Below are 23070 nucleotides of genomic sequence, written 5' to 3' on the forward strand. Positions count from 1 at the left end.
TTATTTAAATTTAAAGGCTCCCATAATTTTGGGGGCTTTACTTATATCTAAATATGAAAGCATATATCATTATAGTGGTAGTATTCTTAATGAATGTCAAAGGTTTATCGCAATTTAATCCTCAAAAAATAATTACAGAAGAAGCAGATGGAACACAATCCATCTTTATTGCAGATATAGATGGAGATGGTTATAAAGATGTGATATCTGCTAATAAATTCGGCAGTTCTATTACTTGGTTCAAAAATCTGGATGGTTTGGGCAATTATGGTCCGCAAAATACCATAGCCTTCTTAAGTGAAACCATTCATGTACATGCAGCCGATCTTGATGGGGACAATGATATGGACGTTTTGGCTGCGGCACCATTTATAGATACGGTGGTTTGGTATGAAAATTTAGATGGATTAGGCGATTTTAGTGCCCCAAAAGTGATATCTAACACGGCCGATGGTGCTTTCTCTGTTAAAGCAGTTGATATTGATGGCGACGGGGATCAAGATGTGATGTTTGCTTCAGAAAATTCCAATATTATTTATTACCGAAGAAACTTGGATGGTCAAGGTACCTTTGGCGATGCACAGACTGTGGCTGATGAGGCTAATAATGGGCGTCATTTTGATATTGGCGATATTGATGGCGATGGTGATATGGACGTAGTAGCTTCTTCATCTGGTACTGAAATAGTTACGTGGTTTGAAAATACTGATGGACAAGGAGGTTTTGGCCCGCCGAATATTATCAATTCTCAGAGTGGGGCAACATCTTCCGTTTTTTTGGCAGATCTTGATAATGATAATGACTTAGATCTTGTAACCGCTTCGCCTGCAGATGATGAAGTAGCTTGGTATGAAAATATAGATGGACAAGGAACTTTCGGGTCTAAAAACACCCTCACATTAGAAACAGATTTTGTTCGGACTGTTTTTGCCGCTGATCTTGACAATGATGGTGACAATGATATTTTGTCCATATCATCAATCGACGGCAAGATCGCGTTGTTCGAGAATATAGACGGCCAAGGACAGTTCAGCGATCTTAGTCTTATTTCTACCGATTTCGTTTCTGGTAGAGATATTAAAGCTGCCGACATAGACAATGACGGTGACATAGATGTGATTGCAGCTTCTCAAAATTTAGATAAAATCGCATGGTACGAAAACCTGACCATATTAAATGTAAAGGAAAACAAATTACAAAACGTTCGAGTGCATCCTAACCCTTCAAATGGTTTGCTAATAGTAGATGCGCTCAATATTACATTTCAAGAAGCAACAATATATGATGCCCTAGGAAAAAAAGTATATTTCAAAAAGAGTCAAAACTTGGAGCAACTAGATATCTCCATCTTGCCTACAGGTGTGTATTTTTTAAACCTTGTAAGTGGAAAGGAGGCTTACACTGTTAAAGTGATAAAAGAATAATTTCTAAAGTTCTTCTTTTTTTCGTTCGCTTTTCTTCTCATAATAATCATCCCTAAAGCGCCTGCGCCGTCGTTTCCGCAAGGTGTTGGTGTTGCGTTTGTTCCAAAAATAGAGCAGGAGCAGCAACAAAATACCGCCTACCGCCAGTACCACAGGGTTTGAAAAAAAAGACGTGTCCATAAGGTGTGAAGATACAGAGGCCGGAGGCAAATTCCAAGGAAAATTTATGAAATACGAAATAATACAAAGTACGAAATACAAAGTACGAAATACAAAGTACGAAATACGAAATACGGAATACGATTTTCGGGGTATGATTTGCGAATGGGAGACAAGTTATTAAACAATGGCCTATCTATGAACTATCTATGGAGTATCTATGGAGTATCTGAGTGTGGTAAGGTGTTTTAAAATCATTGCGACCGGTGGTTTCGGTACAATCCCGAATCGCTTCGCTTTCGGAATCACTCAACCACCTGGGATAGGGCTTTTTTCTGGTGGCTTTTTTGTTTATTTTGCTGGGACACCCCCCCCGTAGCCCCTACTTCGTCTACGCTCAGCACAGGCTCTCAAGGGGGGAATCCCGCTGTAATGTCCTACTTTGGCGGGCTCAGCACATTGTCTTGAGAGGACTTTAGGGATGTTCTTATCTTTGCTTTTAACAGCCGGTTGTTTCGATACAAATTTGCAATCACTCTCGTGCTTACAAATTCACTCAACCACCTGAGATAGGGCTTTTTGTGAAAAGCGAGGTTTTTTAACAGCATTGTGATTGTTTTTTATTTCATCTTACCTGCCTTGTCCCCCTATATCCCCCAAAGGGGGACTTTGGTTCTTGCTTTTAATTGCCGGTGGTTTTGGTACAATCCCGAATCGCTTCGCTTTCGGGATCACCTGTCCGAAAATTGGCAGGCGGGCTCAACCACCTGGGATATTGCTTTTTTCTGACGGCTTTTTTGTTTATTTTGCTGGGACACCTCCCGTAGCCCCTACTTCGTCTACGCTCAGCACAGGCTCTCAAGGGGGGAATCCTAATGTATTGTCCCCTCGAGGGGACCTTAGGGGTGTAAGGCAAAATGTTTATTATTATGATCATAGGACACCCCCCGTAGCCCCTACTTCGTCTACGCTCAGCACAGGCTCTCAAGGGGGGAATCCCGCGGCATTGTCCTACTTCCCATCGGCTCCGCTCAGGGTAGGCTAGGCTCAGCACTGGCTCTCGAGGGGAGCTATGTATTGTCCGCCATTTCTTTTCTTGTGTCGCTTTCCACCATGCCGTCGCGAAGGCGGATGATGCGGTGGGCGTGTTCGGCAATGTCTTCTTCGTGGGTGACCAAGATCACGGTGTTTCCGGCTTTGTGGATGGCATCGAACAAATTCATGATTTCCACCGAAGTTTTGGAATCTAAGTTCCCGGTGGGCTCATCGGCCAAAATAATGGAAGGTTTGTTTACCAAGGCACGGCCTACCGCCACCCGTTGGCGTTGCCCCCCAGACAACTGATTGGGCTTGTGGTCCATTCGGTCGGCCAGGCCTACGTCTTTCAGTACTTCGGTGGCGCGTTCTTCCCGTGCGGTTTTGGAAGCGCCGGCGTAGATCATGGGCAAGGCGACATTGTCCAAAGCCGTGGTGCGCGGCAACAGGTTAAAGGTTTGGAACACAAAGCCGATTTCCTTGTTGCGTATTTCGGCCAGTTCGTCATCGGTAAGGTTGCTCACATCGACGCCGTTCAGCTCGTAGCTGCCCGAGGTTGGGGTGTCTAAACAGCCCAAGAGGTTCATCAAGGTGGATTTTCCAGAGCCGGAAGGCCCCATTAGGGCAACGTATTCGCCTTTTTTGATGTCCAAATCAATTCCTTTTAAAACTTTTACGATTTCTTGCCCCAAGGGGAAGTCGCGTGTGATGTTTCGTATTTTAATGAGTGAAGCCATGGTTGTTTGTTCTGGTCAAGGTCGGGTGTTGAAGGTTTTTTATTTTGGTGCCACTGTTTTTTGGACTACTCGGTTATTCAGCTTTGAGCTTTTTGAGTTGTTGAGGTTTGAATTAAACCGCACAATAACTTAGTAGTACTGACTGTTCTCAAATTCATTAAAAAAACGGCGGTCACTATCCTGTTGTGCTACTTCTTTTGCTCCATACCATAAGACGCAAAGGTAGCACAGATGTTACAAACGGATGGAAAAATGTTGTTTTCGCTGTTCTTTTCTGAAAAAAACCAATCCCCACTGAAAGGTGTCTATGCTTACCATTACTTTTTGGTGCGCTATGATTTGTTGCCAAGCTTCGGTCATTTCTTTGTTCCAATAAATATCGTCAAACAATAAAACCGAATCGTTGTTTACCTGTTTCAGAAGAAACTCAAAGTACTTTAACGTGCTTGCTTTATCGTGATTGCCGTCTATATACACCAAATCGAACGGTTCCGAAGGGTGTGCTTCAAAGTACGCGTTAAATGATTGGTTGTGTGATATGATATTTTGAATTTTGAAATCCGTAAAATAGCCGGTTGCTTTTTGTAAAGTGTTTGGGCAGCCCTCCACCGTTTTAATCGATGCGTTGGGGTTGCCCAATGCCATAGCGGTGGTGGCCATCCCCAGGGAAGTGCCCAATTCCAATATCTTGGCAGGTTGAAGGTACTGCACCAACCGAAACAACAATCGTTGCCTCTTGGGGGTTATCCCTGCATGTTTGGCAATCGCAGCGACAGTTCGGGTATTGGTTTTAAACACCCGTGAACCCGCACCAAAATCGGATACTTCGATGGTTTCTGAATCGGCGAACACTGCTTTTCGATGGTTGTTCAACGTTTTATAGGCGTTGTGTTTTTTTTTGTCATAAAAACATTGGGTGAGCAAATGATACACAAAAGGGGAGTGCACTCCGTGTTGGTTGGTAGAACGGAGTAAGAAGGAAAGATATGATAGTATTTGGTGTTTCATTGTTTTAGATGCTAGATGTTGGATGCTGGACGCTTGATGCTGGATGATAGGTGATTTCGATACAATCCCGAATCGCTTCGCTTTCGGGATTACCTGCCCGAAAATTGGCAGGCGGGCTCAACCACCTCTATGTTGCTATAAAAGTTGCCAAAATGTCTTTGCGATAGACGGGATGCGTTATGATAAACCGGCCCGAAGCCATCATCCCACATCTGTCACCCAACATCAAGCATCATTCTGTTTTCTCCGACAGCTCAAACCAGCGCATTTCTTTTTCTTCAATGGTGTCGATGAGTTCTTGTAATTTTAAGGATTGTTTGTCAATTTCTTCTCCGGTCCAATTTTCGGTGGCGAATTTATTTTGTAACGCTTCTTTTTCCTTTTCTAGTTTGGCAATTTCTTTTTCTAGGTTTCTATGTTCTTTTTGTTCGTGATAACTTAACTTGGCTTTGTTCGTTTCTTTATTTGAATTAGTTTGTGTTGTTTCAGCTGTTTCGGGTTTAGCTTTAGGTTCGTTTTTGGGTTTGCTGTCTTCATACGTTCTATAATCACTGTAATTTCCAGGAAAATCTTGTATTTCGCCTTTTCCTTTAAAAACAAATAAGTGATCCACAATCTTGTCCATGAAATACCGGTCGTGCGAGACGACGATCAAACAGCCGGGGAAATCCAATAGAAAACTTTCCAGTACGTTGAGCGTGACGATGTCCAAATCGTTGGTGGGCTCGTCGAGTATTAGAAAGTTGGGGTTTTTAATGAGCACCGTACACAAATACAACCGTTTGCGCTCGCCACCACTTAGTTTTTCCACATAATCGTATTGTTTTTTTCGGTCAAACAGAAAACGTTCCAAGAGTTGTTGTGCCGAAATCTGCCGCCCTTTTTTAAGCGGGATGTAATCCCCAAATTCGCGTACCACATCAATCACTTTTTGTGCGGGTTTAATATGGATCCCTTTTTGGGTGTAGTAGCCAAATTTTACCGTTTCGCCAATCACCACTTTACCCGTATCGGGCGCTTGTTTGCCGGTGATGACATTTAAAAAGGTAGATTTTCCCGTGCCGTTCTTGCCAATGATGCCCACGCGTTCCCCTCGAAGGAAATTGTACTCAAAGTTAGTAAACAGCTCCTTGTCGTCATACGCTTTTGAAATGTTGTGCAGCTCCACCACCTTGGTGCCCAGGCGTTCCATGTTGAGTTCCAACTGTATCTCGTGGTCGTTACGGCGTTTGCTGGCGCGCGCTTTTATTTCGTGGAAATCCTCGATGCGCGATTTGCTTTTGGTGGTGCGGGCTTTGGGCTGGCGGCGCATCCAGTCCAGTTCTTTTTTGTAGAGCTGTTTGGCTTTTTCGGTTTCGGTGGCCTGATTTTCTATGCGGGCATCGCGCTTCTCCAAATAATAGCTGTAATTGCCTTTGTAGGTATATAGGTTGCCTTGATCGAGTTCGATGATTTCATTGCACACCCGTTCCAAAAAATAGCGGTCGTGGGTGACCATAAACAAGGTGAAATTCTCTTTGGCAAAAAGGTCTTCCAGCCATTCGATCATTTCCAGGTCCAAGTGGTTGGTGGGTTCGTCCATCACCAGCAGGTCGGGGTTGGTAAGCAGGGCCATGGCAAGGGCCAAGCGTTTTTTCTGTCCGCCGCTCAACGAAGCGACTTGCTGGTTGAGGTCGTCCAATTTCAGTTTGGAGAGCGTCTGTTTGTATCGGGTTTCAAAATCCCAAGCGTTCTGGGCGTCCATAGCATCGAAGGCCGCTTGGTAGGTTTCGGTGTCTTCGGGGTTCTCCAAGGCGCGTTCGTAGGCCGCAATGGTTTTTAAAATTGGGTTTTCCGATGCCAATATGGCTTCTTCAACAGTGCGTTTTGGGTCCAAGTTGGGTTCTTGCGACAAAAACGATACTTTCAGGTTTTTGCGGTACACCACTTCGCCTGTATCTGGGGCATCATCTCCAGAAAGGATATTCAACAAGGAGGTTTTTCCGGTCCCGTTTTTAGCGACAAACCCAATTTTTTGCCCTTGGTTGATTCCGAAGGAAATATCGGTAAAGAGCACCCGCTCTCCATACGATTTTGATATGTTTTCTACTGAAAGGTAATTCACGTGATAGCTTTTTGCAAAATAAAGGGATTTTAGTAAGATGGTTTACTAATTGAAGGTTTTCTTTTCCTTATGTATGGGATATAATTTTTTTTGTGAAGGAACACCCCCCGTAGCCCCTACTTCGACGAGCTCAGCACAGGCTCTCAAGGGGGGAATCCCGCTGTATTGTCCTACTTCGGTAGGTGGATACACCACCCGTAGCCCCTACTTCCCTTTGGCTCCGCTCAGGGCAGGCTAAGTTCAGCGCATTGCCTTGAGGGGATTTCCGAGCACAAAAAATTAGCTAAATTGGTTCCTTCCCCTATGAAACATTTTGATGGATAACCGCAATAGACTTACAGGGGAAGGTGGCCGCCGGCGGGTATTTCTATCTTGGTTATTTCATTTTATTCCGGCGGGCGGAAGGGGTTCGGTCAATGTCCTTTCGATCTCTGGAAAAATAGTCCCCCTAAATCCCCCAAAGGGGGACTTTGGTTATTGCTTTTAATTGCCGGTTGTTTCGATACAATCCCGAATCGCTTCGCTTTCGGGATTACCTGCCCGAAAATTGGCAGGCAGGCTCAACCACCTGGGGTATTGCTTTTTTCTGGCGGCTTTTTTGTTTATTTTGCTGGGACACCCCCCGTAGCCCCCCTCAAGGGGGGAATCATGTTGTATTGTCCTACTTCGGCGGGCTCAGCACACCGCCTTGAGGGGACCTTAGGGGTGTTCTTATCTTTGCTTTTAACAGGCGGTTGTTTCGATACAAATTTGTAATCCCTCTCGTGCTTACAAATTCACCTACCTTAAAACGGCAGGCAGGCTCAACCACCTTAAATGTGTAATGTGTTTTTCTACTTCGGTAAGTTGATAACACCCCCCCGTAGCCCCCCTCAAGGGGGGAATCTTTTATTCTAATTTTGTCGAAGGATTTTTTAGACGCGCAAAAAAGAATAGGATATTAGGGCGTTATTTTATATAATTTAGAATACCATTTCTCCCAGATACAGTGAAATATATTTTATTATTACAATCGTTGCGTTATATTTGTCGAGCAACAAGCCAACAATTTATGAAAGCTACGTACCCGATCCTGTTATTGATCCTTGCCGTATGTATATCATCTTGTGTTTCTACCAAACAATTGACCTACCTGCAAGAGGATGGGGTGGTGGAGGACAGTTTAATCCCCATTAAGAAAGAACAAGAACCTTACCGTTTGCACGTGAACGACCTGTTGAGCATCCGCGTAAAGGCCATTGACCAAGAGACCGTGGGCATCTTTAACCCTATAAGCGATGCCAATCCCAATGCCACGGGCGAAGAGCGGTTGTATTACGATGGGTTTGTGGTGGACCGGCACGGCAATATACGGGTTCCCAATTTGGGCGAAGTACAGGTATTGGGCCTTACGGTAGAGGAAGTGCGGGAAAGAATAGAAAAACGCCTGTTGGAAGAATTTTTTAAAGCCGAGGCCAATATCTTTGTCACCGTAAAACTGGCAGGGATCCGTTATACCATCAATGGCGAAATTGGTAGCCCGGGGTCGAACATCATTTACCGGGACGAGGTGAGCATTATGGAAGCCATTGCCAACAGCGGCGACATTACCGTTACGGGCGATAGGGAGAATGTGGTAATTATAAGGCAATATCCCTTAGGGCAGAAAGTACACCACATAGACCTTACCAGCATCGACGCCATGAACTCGCCGTATTATTATGTGCAGCCCAACGACCTTATTTTAATCAATCCTTTGCCGCAAAAATCACTGGGTACCGGGACCACTGGCTTAGAGACCTTTACCACTGTTTTGTCGGTGATCACGGCATTTTCAACCATCCTATTATTAGCAACCCGTCTCTAATGGCTGAAGAATTTGACATAAAAGAAATCACCGCTACGTTTGATATCAAAAGCCTTTTGATAAAGATCGTGGCCTATTGGCCGTTGTTTTTAATCTCGTTGGCCATTGCCTTTGGGGTGGCGTATTACATTAACGTAAGGAAACTGCCCGTTTATAAAATGGACACCTTGGTTTCCATCAAGGACGACCAAAACCCTTTCTTTACCAGCAACACCAGCCTTACCTTTAACTGGGGTGGTACCACCGATAAGGTAAACACCGCCATTATCAACCTGCGGTCGCGGTCGCACAACGAGAAAGTGGTGGAGCGGCTTCAGTATTACGTTACCTATTTAAAAGACGGGGAGTACCAACAGGTAAACGCTTATAAAAAGACCCCTTTTTTAGTGGATGTCGATACCAGCGCGGCACAACTGCTGGGCAAGCAATTCACCATTACCTTTAAAGATTCGGTTACCTTTAGCTTAAGCGCTTCGTTTCAGGCTAAAAACCATACCCTTCAGCATTACCATACCAAAGAAAAGGAAAGCCGCTATATCGAGGCGCAAGAGTTGAACAAGGAATACCGATTGGGCGAAAAGATATCCCTACCGTTTCTTAAGGTCACCTTATTGCCCTACGAAAAAGTGGACGTGGTCCCCGGGGTGCCCTATTATATCAGCTTTTCAAATTTTGACGGGGTGGTGAACCGGTTTTCTAGAATAAACGTCAATGCCCAAACGCGGGGTTCTTCGGTATTGAACCTCTCGCTCACTGGCGGCAATAAAGCCGAATTGGTGGATTACCTAAATGCTTCGGTGGAAGTGTTGAGCGAAGATATGCTGGAGCGTAAAAACCTTTTTGCCACCAAGACCATTCGGTTCATCGATAGCAGTTTGGCACAAAAATCACAGGAACTGGGCGATGTGGAAGACGAGCTCAATGCCTTCCGAAGTAAAAATGAAATCTTCAACTTGGAGTCTGAAGGGCAGGAGATCAATACCAAATTAAATTCCCTGGACCTTCGGAAAGAAGAAGTGGAACGAAAGATAAGCTATTACAACACCTTAGAAGACTACTTGGAAAACCGTACCGATTACCGAAACGTGCCGGCCCCTTCGGTAGCGGGCATTCAGGAAGGGAGCATCGTGAGTGGGGTAGGGCGCATCGTTAGCCTGGCCGAAGAGCGCAACAGGCTGCAATATTCGTATAAGGAAGGGGCGCCGGTTTTTGCCGACATAGACCGCCGGATCGATGCCGTAAAACGGGTGTTGCTGGAGAACATCCGCTCTTCCAAAGAACTGATTACCGAAGAGCTCAGCTCCATCAACAGGAACATTGCACGATACGAATCCGAAATACGGGGCTTGCCCAAGGAGCAGCAGGAACTGTTGAAAATTGAACGCCGCTACAGTTTGAGCCAAGGGTCGTACAATTTGTTTTTGTCCAAGCGCAGCGAAGCCGGATTGGTAAAGGCGGCCAATGTGAGCGACGTGCTGGTCATCGACAAGGCCAAAGACACGGGCGGTGGGCAAATAGGCCCCAATACGCAAATGAACTATGTGATGGCGCTGTTGCTGGGGCTGTTGGTGCCTTTGGCGTTTATTTTCATTCGTATGTTTTTCAGCACCAAGGTGACCACCATAAAAGATGTGGAGCAAAACACCAACATCCCTGTTTTGGGGGTTATTGGCAAAAGCCGGTTGGAGGGCAACTTAGCAGTGCTTTCCACGCCCAAGTCGGCCGTGGCGGAAAGCTTTAGGGCGTTGCGTTCCAGTTTGCAGTTTATGTACAAAAAGCAGGGGGTGACCGGCGCCAAGACGGTACTGATAACCTCTTCGGTAAGCGGGGAGGGGAAGACCTTTACCTCCATCAACATCGCCTCGGTATTTGCCCTGAGCGAAAAGAAGACCGTGCTACTGGGCTTGGATTTACGGCGGCCCAAGATATTCGACGATTTTGAGATCAACAACAAGGTAGGGGTGGTGAATTACCTGATTGAGGATGCTTCTTTGGAAGAGGTCATCCAAAGAACCAAGGTCGCGCACTTAGACGTGATCACTTCGGGCCCCATTCCGCCAAACCCATCGGAGTTGCTGTTGGGCGAAAACATGGAACGCCTTATAGCCGAGCTGAAAGAAACCTACGATTACATTATTTTGGACACCCCGCCATTGGGCTTGGTGGCCGATGCGCTGGAACTGGTGAAATACGCCGATGCCACCATCTATATGGCGCGCCAAAACTACACCAAAAAAGGGATGTTCGATATGGTAAACGAGAAATACCGCACTGGCGAGATCAGCAACATTAGCATCGTACTGAACTTTTTTCAGCAAAAGGCAAAATACGGCTACGGTTATGGCTACGGCTATGGCGGCTATGGCTACGGCAAATACGGAAATGGCTACCACGTAAACGCCCAAAAACCATCGCTTTGGAAACGGGTATTGGGGGTTTTTGGACGGAAATGATTTTTTGAATGACGAATGACGAATGACGAATGACGAATGACGAATGACGAAGGACGAGGTGCGAGGTGCGAACGTCGAATAGTGTTCTGTATTGTTTTACTTTGGCATGCCTGCTTACATCATGTCAGGTCGAGTGGCCGTGAGGGACGAACGGGTGTATCGAGACCTTGATTAAGTGGATCTTAGGGTATTTATATCATCGCTTTTAATTGCCGGTTGTTTCGATACGATCCCGAATCGCTTCGCTTTCGGGATCACCTGCCCGAAAATTGGCAGGCGGGCTCAACCACCTGAGGTATTGCTTTTTTTTTGAAATTGTGCTTTTGCTGATGTTGTATCTTAGAGAGTGTAAGGCAAAATGTTTATTATCATGGTCATAGGACACCCCCCCCGTAGCCCCTACTTCGGCTACGCTCAGCACAGGCTCTCAAGGGGGGAATCCCGTTGTATTGTCCTACTTCGGCGGGCTCAGCACACCGCCTTGAGGGGACTTTAGGGGTGTAGGGCAAAATGTTTATTGAAAAGAACATTTTATATGTTTGTCACAATGTTTTGTTTAGCTCCATTACTTTCTCCCTTATGGCCAACTCCACTGAAAACATATCTTTTTTTACCGCTAAGTCAGTAAACCGTAGAAAGGTAATTTTGTAGGATTCCAATAGTCCTTGACGGGAAGCGTCGTAGGTGTATTTATAATCGTGGCTATCGCCGTCAACTTCAATGGCCAATTTCAATTCGTGGCAATAAAAGTCAACAATGAACTCCAGTAAAGGCACTTGCCTGTGAAATTGTACGCCAAAAGAGCGGTTTTTAATCAGTTTCCACAGGATGACTTCAGAAAGGGTGCTGTTCTTTCTCAGGTACCGGGCGTATTCTTTTAACTTGGGGTTATATGGTATTATTTTGTTTTTCACAATTGGTAATATAGTGAAAATTTTGCTGGTGTATAAGGACACCCCCCGTAGCCCCTACTTCGACGAGCTCAGCACACCGCCTCAAGGGGGGAATTCTACTGTATTGTCCCCTCGAGGGGACTTTAGGGGTGTTCGGCAATTTGTTTATTTATTTTGCCTTGACACCCCCCGTAGCTCCCCTCAAGGGGGGAATCCCGTTGTATTGTCCTACTTCCCTTCGGCTCCGCTCAGGGCAGGCTAGGCTCAGCACACCGCCTTGAGGGGACTTTAGGGATGTAGGGCAACAGGTTTATTATCATGGTCATGGGACACCTCTCTTAACCCCCCTCGAGGGGGGAATGCCACTATATTGTCCCCTTGAGGGGACTTTAGGGGTGTTCTTGCTTTTAATTGCCAGTTGTTTCGATACAATCCCGAATCGCTTCGCTTTCGGAATCACTCAACCACCTGGGGTATTGCTTTTTTTTTAAAATTTGTGTTTTTGCTGATGTTGGATATTAGAGGGTGTAAGGCAAAATGTTTATTATCATGGTCATAGGACACCCCCGTAACCCCTACTTCGGCTACGCTCAGCACAGGCTCTCAAGGGGGGAATCCCGATGTATTGTCCTACTTCGGCAGGCTCAGCACACCGCCTTGAGGGGACTTTAGGGGTGTTCGGCAATTTGTTTATTTATTTTGCCTTGACACCCCCCGTAGCCCCCCTCAAGGGGGGAATCCCGTGGTATTGTCCTACTTCGGCGGGCTCAGCACACCGCCTTGAGGGGACTTTAGGGGTGTAAGGCAATTTGTTTGTTGCTTTGGCTTCGCTCAGCACAGTATCTCAAGGGAGGATTCACCTAAAAACACAATAACCTACCCATCTAAAAAACAGAATTAGTATATTAGCCGCCTGAAATTAAAACACCATTCCCCATTGAGCGCAAAAACCAACAACGACTGGTTATACGAAATCACGCCGCATAAGAAGCTTATTTCGCTGAACCTAAAGGAAATATGGCGGTACCGTGATCTGTTGATTCTTTTTGTGAAGCGCGATATTGTTACCGTTTACAAGCAGACGGTTTTAGGGCCGTTGTGGTATTTTATCCAGCCGTTGTTCACTTCGGTTATTTTTACCTTGGTGTTCAACAATGTGGCAGGGGTGAGCACGGGGGGCGTGCCTTCGTTTTTGTTCAACTTGGCGGGGATTACGGCTTGGAATTATTTTAAAGCCTGTTTTACGGGCACCTCCAATATTTTTAGGGGCAATGCCGGTATTTTTGGCAAAGTGTATTTCCCCAGGGCCATTATGCCGCTGTCCATTACCATTTCCAATTTATTGAAATTTGGCATTCAATTGCTGATCTTTATTGGGTTTTACCTGTATTTTGTTTTTTTGGGTCATGACGTAAGCCCCAACGCTTATTTAATGTTGATGCCCGTGTATGTGGTAATGATGGCATTGATGGGGCTCGGGATGGGGATGACCATTTCGGCCGTGACTACCAAATACCGCGATTTAACCGTCTTGGTAGGCTTTGCCACTTCGTTGTTGATGTACATTTCGGCCGTGCCTTTTCCATTGAGCAAGGCCGTGGAACAACTGCCCAAATATGCTTGGGCATTTGAGTATAACCCCATTACCCAAATTATTGAAGGGTTCCGGTTTATGACCTTGGATTACGGTACGTTTACCTGGGGCGGATTTATATATGCGCTGGTGTTTTCGGTGAGCATTTTTTTAATAGGACTGGTGATTTTCAACCGCACGGAAAAGAATTTTATCGATACCGTTTAGTTAAGTAGTCAGTAGCCGATAGTTGGTAGTCGGGAGTTTGGAAGCCAGAAGTGTTGGTGTCTGGGTTTTTAAATGGTTTAAAAAACAAGATGCCGTAAAAGAAAACGTTGTTTCCCGTATGTTTGATGTTGAATAGCTCCATCTAACGACTAATGACTAAAAAAATACAAAATATCAAATTATGGCCTTCCACTTTAAATTCGAAGACTTACAGGTATATCAAAAAGCGTTGGATTTTGTTGATCTCGCTTACGAAACTGCCCAGCTTTTTCCTAAAAGTGAATTGTATATTTTAACGTCCCAATATAAAAGAGCCGCTTTGTCCATTGCTTTAAATACCGCAGAAGGCCATGGGGATAGCAATGCTCAATTCAACAGATTTCTGCAAATTGCAAAGAACTCTGTAAAAGAATGTGTGGTGTGTTCCACCATTGCCAGAAGGCAAAATTATATCACACAAGAACAAGATAAATTCAATAGGGCAAAACTGGCTGAACTGTCAAAAATGATTGGAAGCCTCCAGAAATACTTGAAGAAATAGCTCGCAGCCAGTGGTCAGTAGTCAGTGGTCAGTTGGTGGCTGGCTTTTTAAAAAGTTTTAAAGACCAAAACCCCTCAAAAAACCATGTTTTTTGTAAGTTTGACCCTAATATCCAATAGAAAACAATTGCTTAAATAAAAGCCCACTATCAACTACCATTTAACGACTACCAACTAAAAAACTACTACCGACTACCGTCTATCAAACGAACGGCTATCAAGCTACCGACTAAAAAACTACTACCTAATGACTATCTTAAAAGCCGAAAATATCTCCAAACAATACCGCCTTGGGCTGGTGGGCACGGGCACGCTCAAGCACGATGTCAACCGGTTTTGGCACCGCATTCGGGGCAAGGAAGACCCGTACAGCAAGGTAGGCGCGGTAAACGACCGCAGTACCCAAGCCAAGGAAGAATATGTATGGGCCCTGCGCGACATTAATTTTGAAGTGCAACAAGGCGAGGTCTTGGGCATTATTGGCAAGAACGGCGCGGGGAAATCCACTTTATTGAAAATACTCTCCCGGGTAACGGGCCCCACCACCGGCAGTATAAAAACCAAAGGCCGTATCGCCTCCTTGTTGGAAGTGGGCACGGGTTTCCATCCAGAACTTACCGGCCGTGAAAACATTTATTTGAATGGCGCCATTCTGGGGATGACCAAAGCCGAAATCGCCGCCAAGGAAGACGAGATCATCGACTTCTCGGGTTGTGCTATGTATATTGATACCCCCGTAAAGCGGTACAGCAGCGGGATGCGCGTACGCCTAGGCTTTGCCGTGGCCGCCTTTCTCGAGCCCGATATTTTGGTGGTCGATGAGGTGCTGGCCGTGGGCGATGCCGAGTTTCAGAAAAAAGCCATAGACAAAATGAAAGCTATTTCCACAGGTGAAGGAAGAACCGTTTTATTTGTTAGCCATAATATGGCGTCTATTCAAAATCTCTGTACTAGAGTAATGCTTTTGAATAACGGAATGGTAGATATAATTGGTAATACAGAAGATGTGATTAATCATTACCTGCATAAATATAGAAATGAAGAAGTAAGTCAAGATTTGGCTTCCCGAAAAGATAGAAAAGGAAATGGAAAATTAAAATTTTTGGATTATTGGATTGAAACCGTAGACGGAAAAAAAGTAAACGCCATGCAAACTGGGGGACATTTTAATATGATTATAAAAGTTAATAATGTATCTGACTTTAGCTTAAATAATGTTAGGATATCAGTAGGTATTGATGATGATCAAGCAAGAAGAATAACTGTTTTAGGGAATGACCTAACAAATGAACTAATTGAATTGAGTAATAGACAAATAGATTTAATTAAAATATTAATTCCCAAAGTTCCGTTTCAAGCAGGAAACTATCATTTTACACTTTTTGCTAGCGAAGGGGAGGATGTCTTAGATTGGGTAATGAATGCAGGTTCGTTTGAGGTAGAACATGGAGATTTTTTTAATACAGGTAGAACAATCCAGCAGAATCAAGGAAATATATTAGTACATCATGAATTTCATTAAGAAAGTAATAAAGGAAATATTTGATTCAGTTGGTTTTAAAATTGAAAAAAAATCTTCAAAAAATAATTTGAACTTAACTAAAGCTAGTAAAGTCCTTGAATATGAATATGGTCATCTTGAGAGCAAAAAAACTAAGACTTCAATTGGTGTGAATAAAGAACCCGTGCCTTGGTTTACCTACCCAGCTATCGAGTATTTATCCCAATTAGATTTATCAGATTTGATTATGTTAGAGTGGGGAGCAGGAAACTCTTCCATTTTCTTTTCAAAAAAAGTGAAAAAACTATTTTCTATTGAGCATAATAAGGAATGGTATGATTTAGTGAAAACAAATAAACCTATAAATAATGAATTGATATATGCAGATGAAGATTATGTAAAGAAAGCCGAAGAGTTTCAGAAAAGATTTGATGTTATTCTAATAGATGGTATTAAGAGGGAAGATTGTGCCAAAGCTGCACTTAGATTGCTCAGTAAAAATGGTTTCATTATTTTAGATAACTGCGACCGCCATCCGGAAATTGCGGACATGTTTCGTGAAACTGGATTTATTGAAGTTGATTTTCATGGTTTTGGGCCAATTAATGAATATACGTGGACTACTAGTTTATTCTTACGAAGAAGTGTTGAATTAAAACCACTATCGTTTCAACCTAAAATACCAATAGGAGGCGGTTATTAATTTAAGGAATATTGAAAAAGATAAAACAACTCATAATTAAGGCTATACCCTCAAAGGTTAGAAAAAAAATTGAAAGAGACGCTATCTCTAAATTCAAAAAAACCTCTAATTTTTCAAATATATCCTACTCCCAAGAAGGCGAGGATTTAATATTAAAGCGGTTTTTTGAAGGAAAAGACAATGGGTTTTATGTGGATGTGGGCGCACATCATCCCAAACGATTTTCAAACACCTATGTTTTTTACCTAAAAGGATGGCGTGGTATTAATATAGACGCAATGCCGGGAAGCATGAAGGGATTCAATGAACAACGCCCGCGCGATATAAATGTAGAAACAGGCGTATCTATGGAAAAAGATGAATTAACCTATTATATGTTCAATGAGCCAGCCCTTAATACTTTTTCTGAAAAAGAAGCAAAGAAAAAAGATGGCTTAAGGAACTTTAAAATAATTGCTGAAAAAAAAATACAAACCTTACCTTTAAATGCAATCTTAGATACACATCTTCCAACAGATGTAGGAATAGACTTTATGACCATTGATGTAGAAGGATTGGACCTCCAGGTATTGCAATCAAATAACTGGGAAGTATATCGCCCTAATATGGTCTTGGTGGAAGATTTAAAAAAACGTGGTTTGGCAGATTTAATAACCAATAGTGCTGTTTATGATTTCTTGACCACAAAAAATTATCAATTGGTGGCCAAAACATGGAACACTCTTTTTTTTAGTGATAGAACTTAATGAAATTAGCCCCAATCATATTATTTACCTATAACCGTCCTTGGCATACCCAACAGGTCTTGGAAGCCCTTTCACAAAATGAGCTGGCTGACCAGAGTACGCTGTATATCTACTGCGATGGGCCAAAAGAAAATGCAACACCCGAGAACTTGGCCAAAATAGATGAGGTACGCACGATTATTAGAAAAAAACAATGGTGCAAAGAAGTTATAATTAAGGAAAGAGACAATAACCTGGGGCTTGCAAATTCTGTAATTAAAGGCGTAACTGAGGTCGTTGAAGCACATGGCCGCATTATCGTTTTGGAAGATGATATTGTAACTTCTACAGGATTTTTAAATTATATGAATAATGCACTTCATTTTTACGATAATAATGAAAAAATAATGCATATTTCAGGATTTATGTATCCTCATAAAAACATATTACCTGAGACGTTCTTTTTTAATGTTCCTTTATGTTGGGGTTGGGCAACTTGGAAAGAATCATGGCAAGAATTTAATAATGATCCTCTATACTTATGGCAAACTCTTCAAGAAGGAGATTTATTAAATCAATTAGATAAATTTGGTGGAGATTATTTGAGTAGTCAACTTGCGCATAATATTTCAGGTAAATTAGATACTTGGTTTATAAAATGGCATGCTTCTGTTTTATTGAAAAAAGGTTTTACATTGTTTCCATCTGTATCGTTGGTAGACAACATCGGATTTGATAATAGTGGAGTGCATAATGGTAAACTTATACAATTCAAAAATGAAGAATTAGCTAGTAAAATTATTATTGAAGAGATTGATATAATTGAAAATAATGAAGCAAAAAAGATAGTAACTACTTTTTATAAAAACCTCAGAAATGTTAGTTTAAAACGAAAATCTACTAGATTTAGTGTTAAAAAAAGTGTCATTTATAATTTAAGAAAAGTATTATTAAAGTTAATTCCTGAATTAAAAAAACAAAAAAATACCAGTAATATTGTTTCAAAAAAAAACAGTTATTTAGGTTTTAATTGTAAGGTTTATGCTAAATCAAGATTAAATAATACTATAATTGGAAACTATTCATACATAGCTGAGAATTCAACAATAAACAATACAATAATTGGAAAATTTTGTTCAATAGGCCCAAATTTAATTTGTGGCTGGGGTATTCATCCTACAAAAGGAATTTCAACCAGCCCTATGTTTTATTCTAATTTAAAACAAAACGGAATGTCATTAAGTCCTGAAAATAAAATAAAAGAACATCTTCCTATCATAATTGGGAATGATGTTTTTATAGGAGCAAATGTTACAATATTAGACGGTGTTACAATTGGTGATGGAGCAGTTATTGGAGCTGGAGCTGTAGTTTCAAAAAATATACCGCCTTATGCAATAGCAGTTGGTTGTCCTATTAATATTATCAACTACAGATTTGAAAAAGAAATAATTGATAAATTAATTAAAATACAATGGTGGGATTTTAATATTGATAAATTAAAAATAGTTGAAGAATACCTTTTTAATATTGATGATTTTATTGAATTATATCGAAATTAAAACTTTAATAAATATGTTTTTGAAATAAGAATATATTTATAATCGGTCTATTTAAAATAATAGCTTTTTAAAATTAAACGTATGAAAAAAGCCCTAATAACAGGAATAACAGGACAGGATGGTGCTTATCTTGCCGAGCTGCTTTTGGAAAAAGGATATACCGTGCATGGCATCAAGCGCAGAAGTTCGCTGTTTAATACCGATAGGGTAGACCACCTTTACCAAGATCCGCATGAAAAAAACATCCGATTTAAATTGCACTATGGCGATTTGAGCGATGCCATAAACCTTACCCGCATTATCCAGGAAGTACAGCCTGACGAAATATACAACCTCGGTGCCATGTCGCACGTAAAGGTAAGTTTCGATACGCCCGAATACACCGCCAATGTCGATGGCTTGGGGACGCTCCGTATTCTGGAAGCGGTTCGTTTGTTGGGTTTAACCGAAAAAACAAAAATCTATCAAGCTTCCACCTCAGAGTTATATGGTTTGGTTCAGGAAGTGCCACAGACCGAAAAAACGCCTTTTTACCCCCGCAGTCCATATGGGGTGGCCAAGCTCTATGCCTATTGGATTACCGTTAATTATCGCGAGGCCTACAATATGTTTGCCTGTAACGGCATCCTGTTTAACCACGAATCCCCACTGCGGGGCGAAACCTTTGTTACCCGAAAAATTACCCGTGCCACTGCTAGAATTGCTTTGGGCATGCAAGAAACGTTATACTTAGGAAACTTAGATGCCCAACGCGATTGGGGGCACGCAAAAGATTACGTGGAAGCCATGTGGCTCATGTTGCAGCAGGACAAACCGGACGATTACGTAATAGCCACCGGCACCACCACCACTGTCCGTGATTTTGTAATAAAGGCTTTTGGTCATGTGGGGGTTGAGCTTTCATTTACGGGAAAGGGAACGGAAGAAACAGCAACGGTCGTAGCCTGTAAAAATCCGGATTACAATATCCCAGAGGGAACCACGGTGGTACAGATAGACCCAACCTACCACCGACCCACCGAAGTGGATTTGTTGATAGGTGATGCTACCAAATGCAAGGAAAAACTCAACTGGGCTCCACAACACAGTCTGGACGAATTGATAACCGATATGATGGAAGCCGATCTACGGTTGTTCAAAAAAGAAAAATACCTACGGGACGGGGGGCACGATACTTTAAATTACCATGAATAAAAACGCCAAAATATACGTAGCGGGACATCGGGGCATGGTAGGTTCGGCCTTGATGCGGCTTTTGAAAATGCAAGGCTACGACAATTTAATAACCCGCACTTCCGTAGAGCTCGATTTGCGCGACCAGGCACAGGTAGAAGATTTTTTTAAAGAAACACAGCCCGAGTATGTCTTTATGGCAGCGGCCAAGGTGGGCGGTATTGAAGCCAACAACACCTACCGTGCCGATTTTCTGTACGATAACCTACAGCTGCAAAACAACGTGATACACCAAAGCTATAAACAGGGAGTGAAAAAACTGCTGTTTTTGGCATCCTCCTGCATTTATCCCAAGTTGGCCCCACAGCCCATAAAAGAAGAATATTTGCTAACGGGGCCTTTGGAGCCCACCAACGAGCCTTATGCCATTGCCAAGATAGCCGGGGTGAAGCTCTGTGAAAATTACAATAGGCAGTATGGGTGCAATTTTATATCGGTTATGCCTACCAATCTGTACGGCCCCAATGACAATTACGATTTGCAGACGGCGCACGTTTTGCCCGCCCTGTTGCGAAAATTCCATGAAGCCAAGATAAACAAACAAGATACTGTGGAGGTATGGGGTACTGGCACGCCCAAAAGGGAATTCCTGCACGTGGACGATCTGGCAACGGCCTGTATGCACTTGATGAATACATACCAGGGCAACGTATCGGTCAATATCGGGACGGGAGCGGACCTTACCATAAAGGAGTTGGCCAATACGATAAAAGAAATCGTAGGCTACAAAGGCGACATACGTTGGAACACCAACAAACCCGACGGCACGCCCCGGAAACTGCTGGATGTATCCTTGATACATAGTTTGGGGTGGCGGCATAGTATAGCCTTGGAGGAAGGGATACAAAGCGTTTACAAGGATAAATTTTAAAATTGATAGCCGTGCTGATTTCCATTATAACAATCAACTATAACGATGTAGCTGGCTTGAAAAAAACCATGACCAGTGTTTTGGGTCAGACCTATCCCTATATTGAATATATTGTGATAGACGGTGGATCCACCGATGGCAGCAAGGAATATATTGAGCAACATAAAGAACAACTGGCCTATTGGATAAGCGAGCCCGATAGTGGTATCTACAATGCCATGAACAAAGGTATTGATAAGGCTAGGGGGGAGTATTTGTTGTTTTTGAATGGGGGGGACTACTTATATAAAACCGAAATAATTGAAAAAGTTTCAAAACTGTTACTTGGAGGAAAGGACTTATATTATGGAAATCTATTACTAGATCGCAATGGTAATTTTGTTGAAGCCAAATATCCAGAAAGTCTCTCATTCAGCTATTTTTATTATCGGGGCCATCTTCCACATCCTGCAACCTTTATAAAACGGAATCTGTTTTCACGAGTTTACAAGTTTAAGGAAGAGTTTAAGATTGTCGGAGATTACGATTTTTTGGTATGTGCGGTTTGTAAACACAATGCCAGTTATGAACATTTCGATGAATTTGTAACGGTATATGATACCACGGGAATATCAGGTAATCCTGAATATAGAGCACTCTTGCTCAGTGAAAGAAAGCGGAGCTTACAGTCTAACTTCCCATTGTTTACAGCCGATGCAGAACGTTTGCTGAGAAATGAAACAATGTTAAAAACCAAAAGGTTTAAGCTATTGTCAAATTTGGAGGGAAAGCCCAGAGCCGAAAAAATGAATAATTACTGGTTAAAACTTCTCACTAAAATATTTCAATAAATCTGTAGAAGTTATAATATAAAGAATGAAAAGAATTAGGCATCTTATCGTTTCGAATAAACCAAAAAAGAAGATAATCCTTTACTGTTCAAGCCTCTATTGTACCGATTTTTATATCTATCCTTTACAATTCTAAAAAAAACTATTTGAGACCATTTGTTGCATATAAATTAAAATCTTTCCCCAACGTATCGGAAACTTTTATTGTCTCGAATGTTGTCTATGCGCTAAAAAACAAGTGTAAGGTACGTTTATATGTAAATAAATATATGGGGGTGAGCAATTCGTCCCAAGCGGACATCCTGCGCCAGTATAACATTGGGGAAAAAATAGAAAAACCTTTTTCGCTTTCCAAAAAGAAGGTGATTAGGTGGTGCCAATTGGCTTATATGGCAATCCACCCACGGATATTGTCCTATTTGTTTACATATTATAAAAACAAGTCAAAACGCAATACCAAACCTCTTTTAGAACTCTACCAATACCGACATTTTAAACAAAACGGGGTCTGTCATGTACATTTCAACAACGCCTTACATCCTTTGCCCAAACTGGCAAAAGTGGGGTATATACGTCCAAAGATAATTGTCACTTTCCACGGTTTTGACGCTTTCTTGGAAAACAGGGAAAGCTTTCAAAAAAAATATGGTCTTTTTTATAGGAAGCATGTAAAAGCGGTTACCGTAAACTCCCAATACTTAAAGCGGCAATTGCTTACTTTGGGAATTGCCGAAAACAAAATCCATATTGTTCCCATAGGCATAGACATCACCGATTTTAAAGGGACTGAAAAACAACTAAACCCCAATCAGCCCACAAAGCTAATAACCGTTGGCAGGTTGGTACCGTTAAAAGGACATCGCTTTGCCCTCGAAACCGTAAAGAAATTAAAGGAGGGGGGCTATCCCGTGGAATATACTATTTGGGGTGCGGGAGAATCCTTGGATACATTGCAAAAACAAGTGGCTGAACTCGGCTTAACCGATGTGATCCTTTTTAAGGGCAAGGCCAGTCAAGAAGAAGTAAAACAGGCCTTACAAGAGAGCCATATCTTTTTAATGCCCTCTACCTACGACGAAGTTACGGGCAGGCGGGAAGCCTTTGGTTTGGTTTCCTTAGAGGCACAGGCCACGGGCCTTCCGGTAATAGGGTTTAACTCCGGTGGCTTCCCCAATACCTTGAAAGATGGGGAAACGGGTTTTGCTGTAGCCGATAGGGATAGTACTGAAATGGCGGAGAAAGTAAAGTATTTAATAGATAATCCTATTGTTTACGAAAGCATGTCCAAAAATGCTATGAAACATGCGGCTAATTTTGACCATCAATATACTACCCAGCGGTATATTGATCTTTATGAAAAATTAGCTTAAATATACATGCCGATTGAACTGCATAAATCCATTTTAAGATTTATCAAAAACTCAAAACCACTTTGCTAGATAAGCAAAACAGCAATTTCTTCATTAGGTACAAACGTTAAATTTTTCTTGTCTTGACGAAAAAAAGAGATCTTAATTTTGTAGCTTACCTCATTCCTTGTAACTTTAACCATATATTTTCGATTAGCTGGAACTAATTGGGAATTTAAATACTTCAAACTAGCTCAAAAATAAGCACGTGGTACTATCCGTCGCATTTTTTTTGA

Annotated in this window: 18 protein-coding genes; 13 read left to right on the forward strand and 5 right to left on the reverse strand. The window is 42.3% G+C overall.

All coding sequences use genetic code 11. The annotated features are described in order from the left end of the window. The first annotated feature begins 53 nt into the window (after nt 1-53). The gene (locus DDV96_RS04025) at nt 54-1424 is read left to right on the forward strand and encodes a T9SS type A sorting domain-containing protein (RefSeq protein WP_116693453.1); all 1371 of its coding nucleotides are present in this window, start codon (nt 54-56) and stop codon (nt 1422-1424) included. Nucleotides 1425-1427: 3 nt separating this feature from the next. Here DDV96_RS04025 and DDV96_RS15810 read toward each other — a convergent pair whose 3' ends face one another. From DDV96_RS15810 to DDV96_RS04040, 4 genes are all read right to left on the reverse strand, one after another. Further along, nucleotides 1428-1604, reverse strand: a complete 177-nt coding sequence (locus tag DDV96_RS15810) for a hypothetical protein (RefSeq protein ID WP_165805961.1) — start codon at nt 1602-1604, stop codon at nt 1428-1430. Between the two features lie 1049 nt (nt 1605-2653). After that, on the reverse strand, nt 2654-3355 hold the full coding sequence (locus DDV96_RS04030; RefSeq protein ID WP_116693454.1) for an ABC transporter ATP-binding protein: 702 nt from the start codon (nt 3353-3355) through the stop codon (nt 2654-2656). Between the two features lie 234 nt (nt 3356-3589). Continuing rightward, the gene (locus tag DDV96_RS04035; RefSeq protein WP_116693455.1) at nt 3590-4363 is read right to left on the reverse strand and encodes an O-methyltransferase; all 774 of its coding nucleotides are present in this window, start codon (nt 4361-4363) and stop codon (nt 3590-3592) included. Between the two features lie 232 nt (nt 4364-4595). Continuing rightward, nucleotides 4596-6467 (reverse strand): ABC-F family ATP-binding cassette domain-containing protein, encoded by a 1872-nt coding sequence (locus DDV96_RS04040; protein WP_116693456.1) that lies wholly within the window; start codon nt 6465-6467, stop codon nt 4596-4598. Between the two features lie 1051 nt (nt 6468-7518). Here DDV96_RS04040 and DDV96_RS04045 point away from each other — a divergent pair. Further along, on the forward strand, nt 7519-8313 hold the full coding sequence (locus DDV96_RS04045) for a polysaccharide biosynthesis/export family protein (protein ID WP_116693457.1): 795 nt from the start codon (nt 7519-7521) through the stop codon (nt 8311-8313). Continuing rightward, nucleotides 8313-10766, forward strand: coding sequence for a polysaccharide biosynthesis tyrosine autokinase (locus DDV96_RS04050; RefSeq protein ID WP_116693458.1), 2454 nt, complete (start codon nt 8313-8315; stop codon nt 10764-10766). Before DDV96_RS04045 ends, DDV96_RS04050 begins: the two co-directional genes overlap by 1 nt. 542 nt (nt 10767-11308) lie before the next feature. Here DDV96_RS04050 and DDV96_RS04055 read toward each other — a convergent pair. Then, nucleotides 11309-11680 (reverse strand): endonuclease domain-containing protein, encoded by a 372-nt coding sequence (locus DDV96_RS04055; RefSeq protein WP_116693459.1) that lies wholly within the window; start codon nt 11678-11680, stop codon nt 11309-11311. A 916-nt stretch (nt 11681-12596) separates the two neighbouring features. On the opposite strand from DDV96_RS04055, the gene DDV96_RS04060 reads away from it, so the two are divergent. The 10 genes from DDV96_RS04060 to DDV96_RS04105 all read left to right on the forward strand — a co-directional run bounded on the left by DDV96_RS04060 (nt 12597) and on the right by DDV96_RS04105 (nt 22795). After that, nucleotides 12597-13460, forward strand: a complete 864-nt coding sequence (locus DDV96_RS04060) for an ABC transporter permease (protein WP_116693460.1) — start codon at nt 12597-12599, stop codon at nt 13458-13460. Between the two features lie 181 nt (nt 13461-13641). Continuing rightward, on the forward strand, nt 13642-14001 hold the full coding sequence (locus DDV96_RS04065; protein WP_116693461.1) for a four helix bundle protein: 360 nt from the start codon (nt 13642-13644) through the stop codon (nt 13999-14001). A gap of 246 nt (nt 14002-14247) precedes the next feature. Further along, on the forward strand, nt 14248-15522 hold the full coding sequence (locus DDV96_RS04070) for an ABC transporter ATP-binding protein (RefSeq protein WP_116693462.1): 1275 nt from the start codon (nt 14248-14250) through the stop codon (nt 15520-15522). Then, nucleotides 15509-16204, forward strand: a complete 696-nt coding sequence (locus DDV96_RS04075; protein ID WP_116693463.1) for an O-methyltransferase — start codon at nt 15509-15511, stop codon at nt 16202-16204. Before DDV96_RS04070 ends, DDV96_RS04075 begins: the two co-directional genes overlap by 14 nt. 11 nt (nt 16205-16215) lie before the next feature. Then, nucleotides 16216-16950 carry an FkbM family methyltransferase gene (locus DDV96_RS04080; RefSeq protein WP_240607670.1) on the forward strand — a complete coding sequence of 245 codons (735 nt, stop codon included), beginning with the start codon at nt 16216-16218 and terminating at the stop codon, nt 16948-16950. Continuing rightward, entirely contained in the window at nt 16950-18491 is a 1542-nt protein-coding gene (locus DDV96_RS04085) for a CatB-related O-acetyltransferase (protein WP_206074003.1), read from the forward strand. Before DDV96_RS04080 ends, DDV96_RS04085 begins: the two co-directional genes overlap by 1 nt. Before the next feature lie 81 nt (nt 18492-18572). Next, complete coding sequence (gene gmd, locus DDV96_RS04090) at nt 18573-19685, forward strand: GDP-mannose 4,6-dehydratase (RefSeq protein WP_116693464.1); 1113 nt, start codon at nt 18573-18575, stop codon at nt 19683-19685. Next, nucleotides 19678-20595: a GDP-L-fucose synthase family protein gene (locus DDV96_RS04095; RefSeq protein WP_116693465.1), complete on the forward strand. Its 918-nt coding sequence runs from the start codon at nt 19678-19680 to the stop codon at nt 20593-20595. The genes gmd and DDV96_RS04095 overlap by 8 nt, the downstream gene beginning before the upstream one ends. Before the next feature lie 11 nt (nt 20596-20606). Then, nucleotides 20607-21425, forward strand: a complete 819-nt coding sequence (locus tag DDV96_RS04100) for a glycosyltransferase family 2 protein (protein WP_165805962.1) — start codon at nt 20607-20609, stop codon at nt 21423-21425. 146 nt (nt 21426-21571) lie between these two features. Then, nucleotides 21572-22795 (forward strand): glycosyltransferase family 4 protein, encoded by a 1224-nt coding sequence (locus tag DDV96_RS04105; RefSeq protein WP_133240811.1) that lies wholly within the window; start codon nt 21572-21574, stop codon nt 22793-22795. The last annotated feature ends 275 nt before the right edge of the window (nt 22796-23070 follow it).

This window comes from Marixanthomonas spongiae, from assembly GCF_003095375.1.
Taxonomy (GTDB): domain Bacteria; phylum Bacteroidota; class Bacteroidia; order Flavobacteriales; family Flavobacteriaceae; genus Marixanthomonas; species Marixanthomonas spongiae.

Excerpts from the sequence above, each read along its gene's own strand:
- DDV96_RS04025 (WP_116693453.1), top strand. The coding sequence starts at position 54 with ATGAAAGCATATATCATTATAGTGGTAGTATTCTTAATGAATGTCAAA.
- DDV96_RS15810 (WP_165805961.1), bottom strand. The coding sequence starts at position 1,604 with ATGGACACGTCTTTTTTTTCAAACCCTGTGGTACTGGCGGTAGGCGGT.
- DDV96_RS04030 (WP_116693454.1), bottom strand. The coding sequence starts at position 3,355 with ATGGCTTCACTCATTAAAATACGAAACATCACACGCGACTTCCCCTTG.
- DDV96_RS04035 (WP_116693455.1), bottom strand. The coding sequence starts at position 4,363 with ATGAAACACCAAATACTATCATATCTTTCCTTCTTACTCCGTTCTACC.
- DDV96_RS04045 (WP_116693457.1), top strand. The coding sequence starts at position 7,519 with ATGAAAGCTACGTACCCGATCCTGTTATTGATCCTTGCCGTATGTATA.
- DDV96_RS04050 (WP_116693458.1), top strand. The coding sequence starts at position 8,313 with ATGGCTGAAGAATTTGACATAAAAGAAATCACCGCTACGTTTGATATC.
- DDV96_RS04065 (WP_116693461.1), top strand. The coding sequence starts at position 13,642 with ATGGCCTTCCACTTTAAATTCGAAGACTTACAGGTATATCAAAAAGCG.
- DDV96_RS04070 (WP_116693462.1), top strand. The coding sequence starts at position 14,248 with ATGACTATCTTAAAAGCCGAAAATATCTCCAAACAATACCGCCTTGGG.
- DDV96_RS04075 (WP_116693463.1), top strand. The coding sequence starts at position 15,509 with ATGAATTTCATTAAGAAAGTAATAAAGGAAATATTTGATTCAGTTGGT.
- DDV96_RS04085 (WP_206074003.1), top strand. The coding sequence starts at position 16,950 with ATGAAATTAGCCCCAATCATATTATTTACCTATAACCGTCCTTGGCAT.
- gmd (WP_116693464.1), top strand. The coding sequence starts at position 18,573 with ATGAAAAAAGCCCTAATAACAGGAATAACAGGACAGGATGGTGCTTAT.
- DDV96_RS04095 (WP_116693465.1), top strand. The coding sequence starts at position 19,678 with ATGAATAAAAACGCCAAAATATACGTAGCGGGACATCGGGGCATGGTA.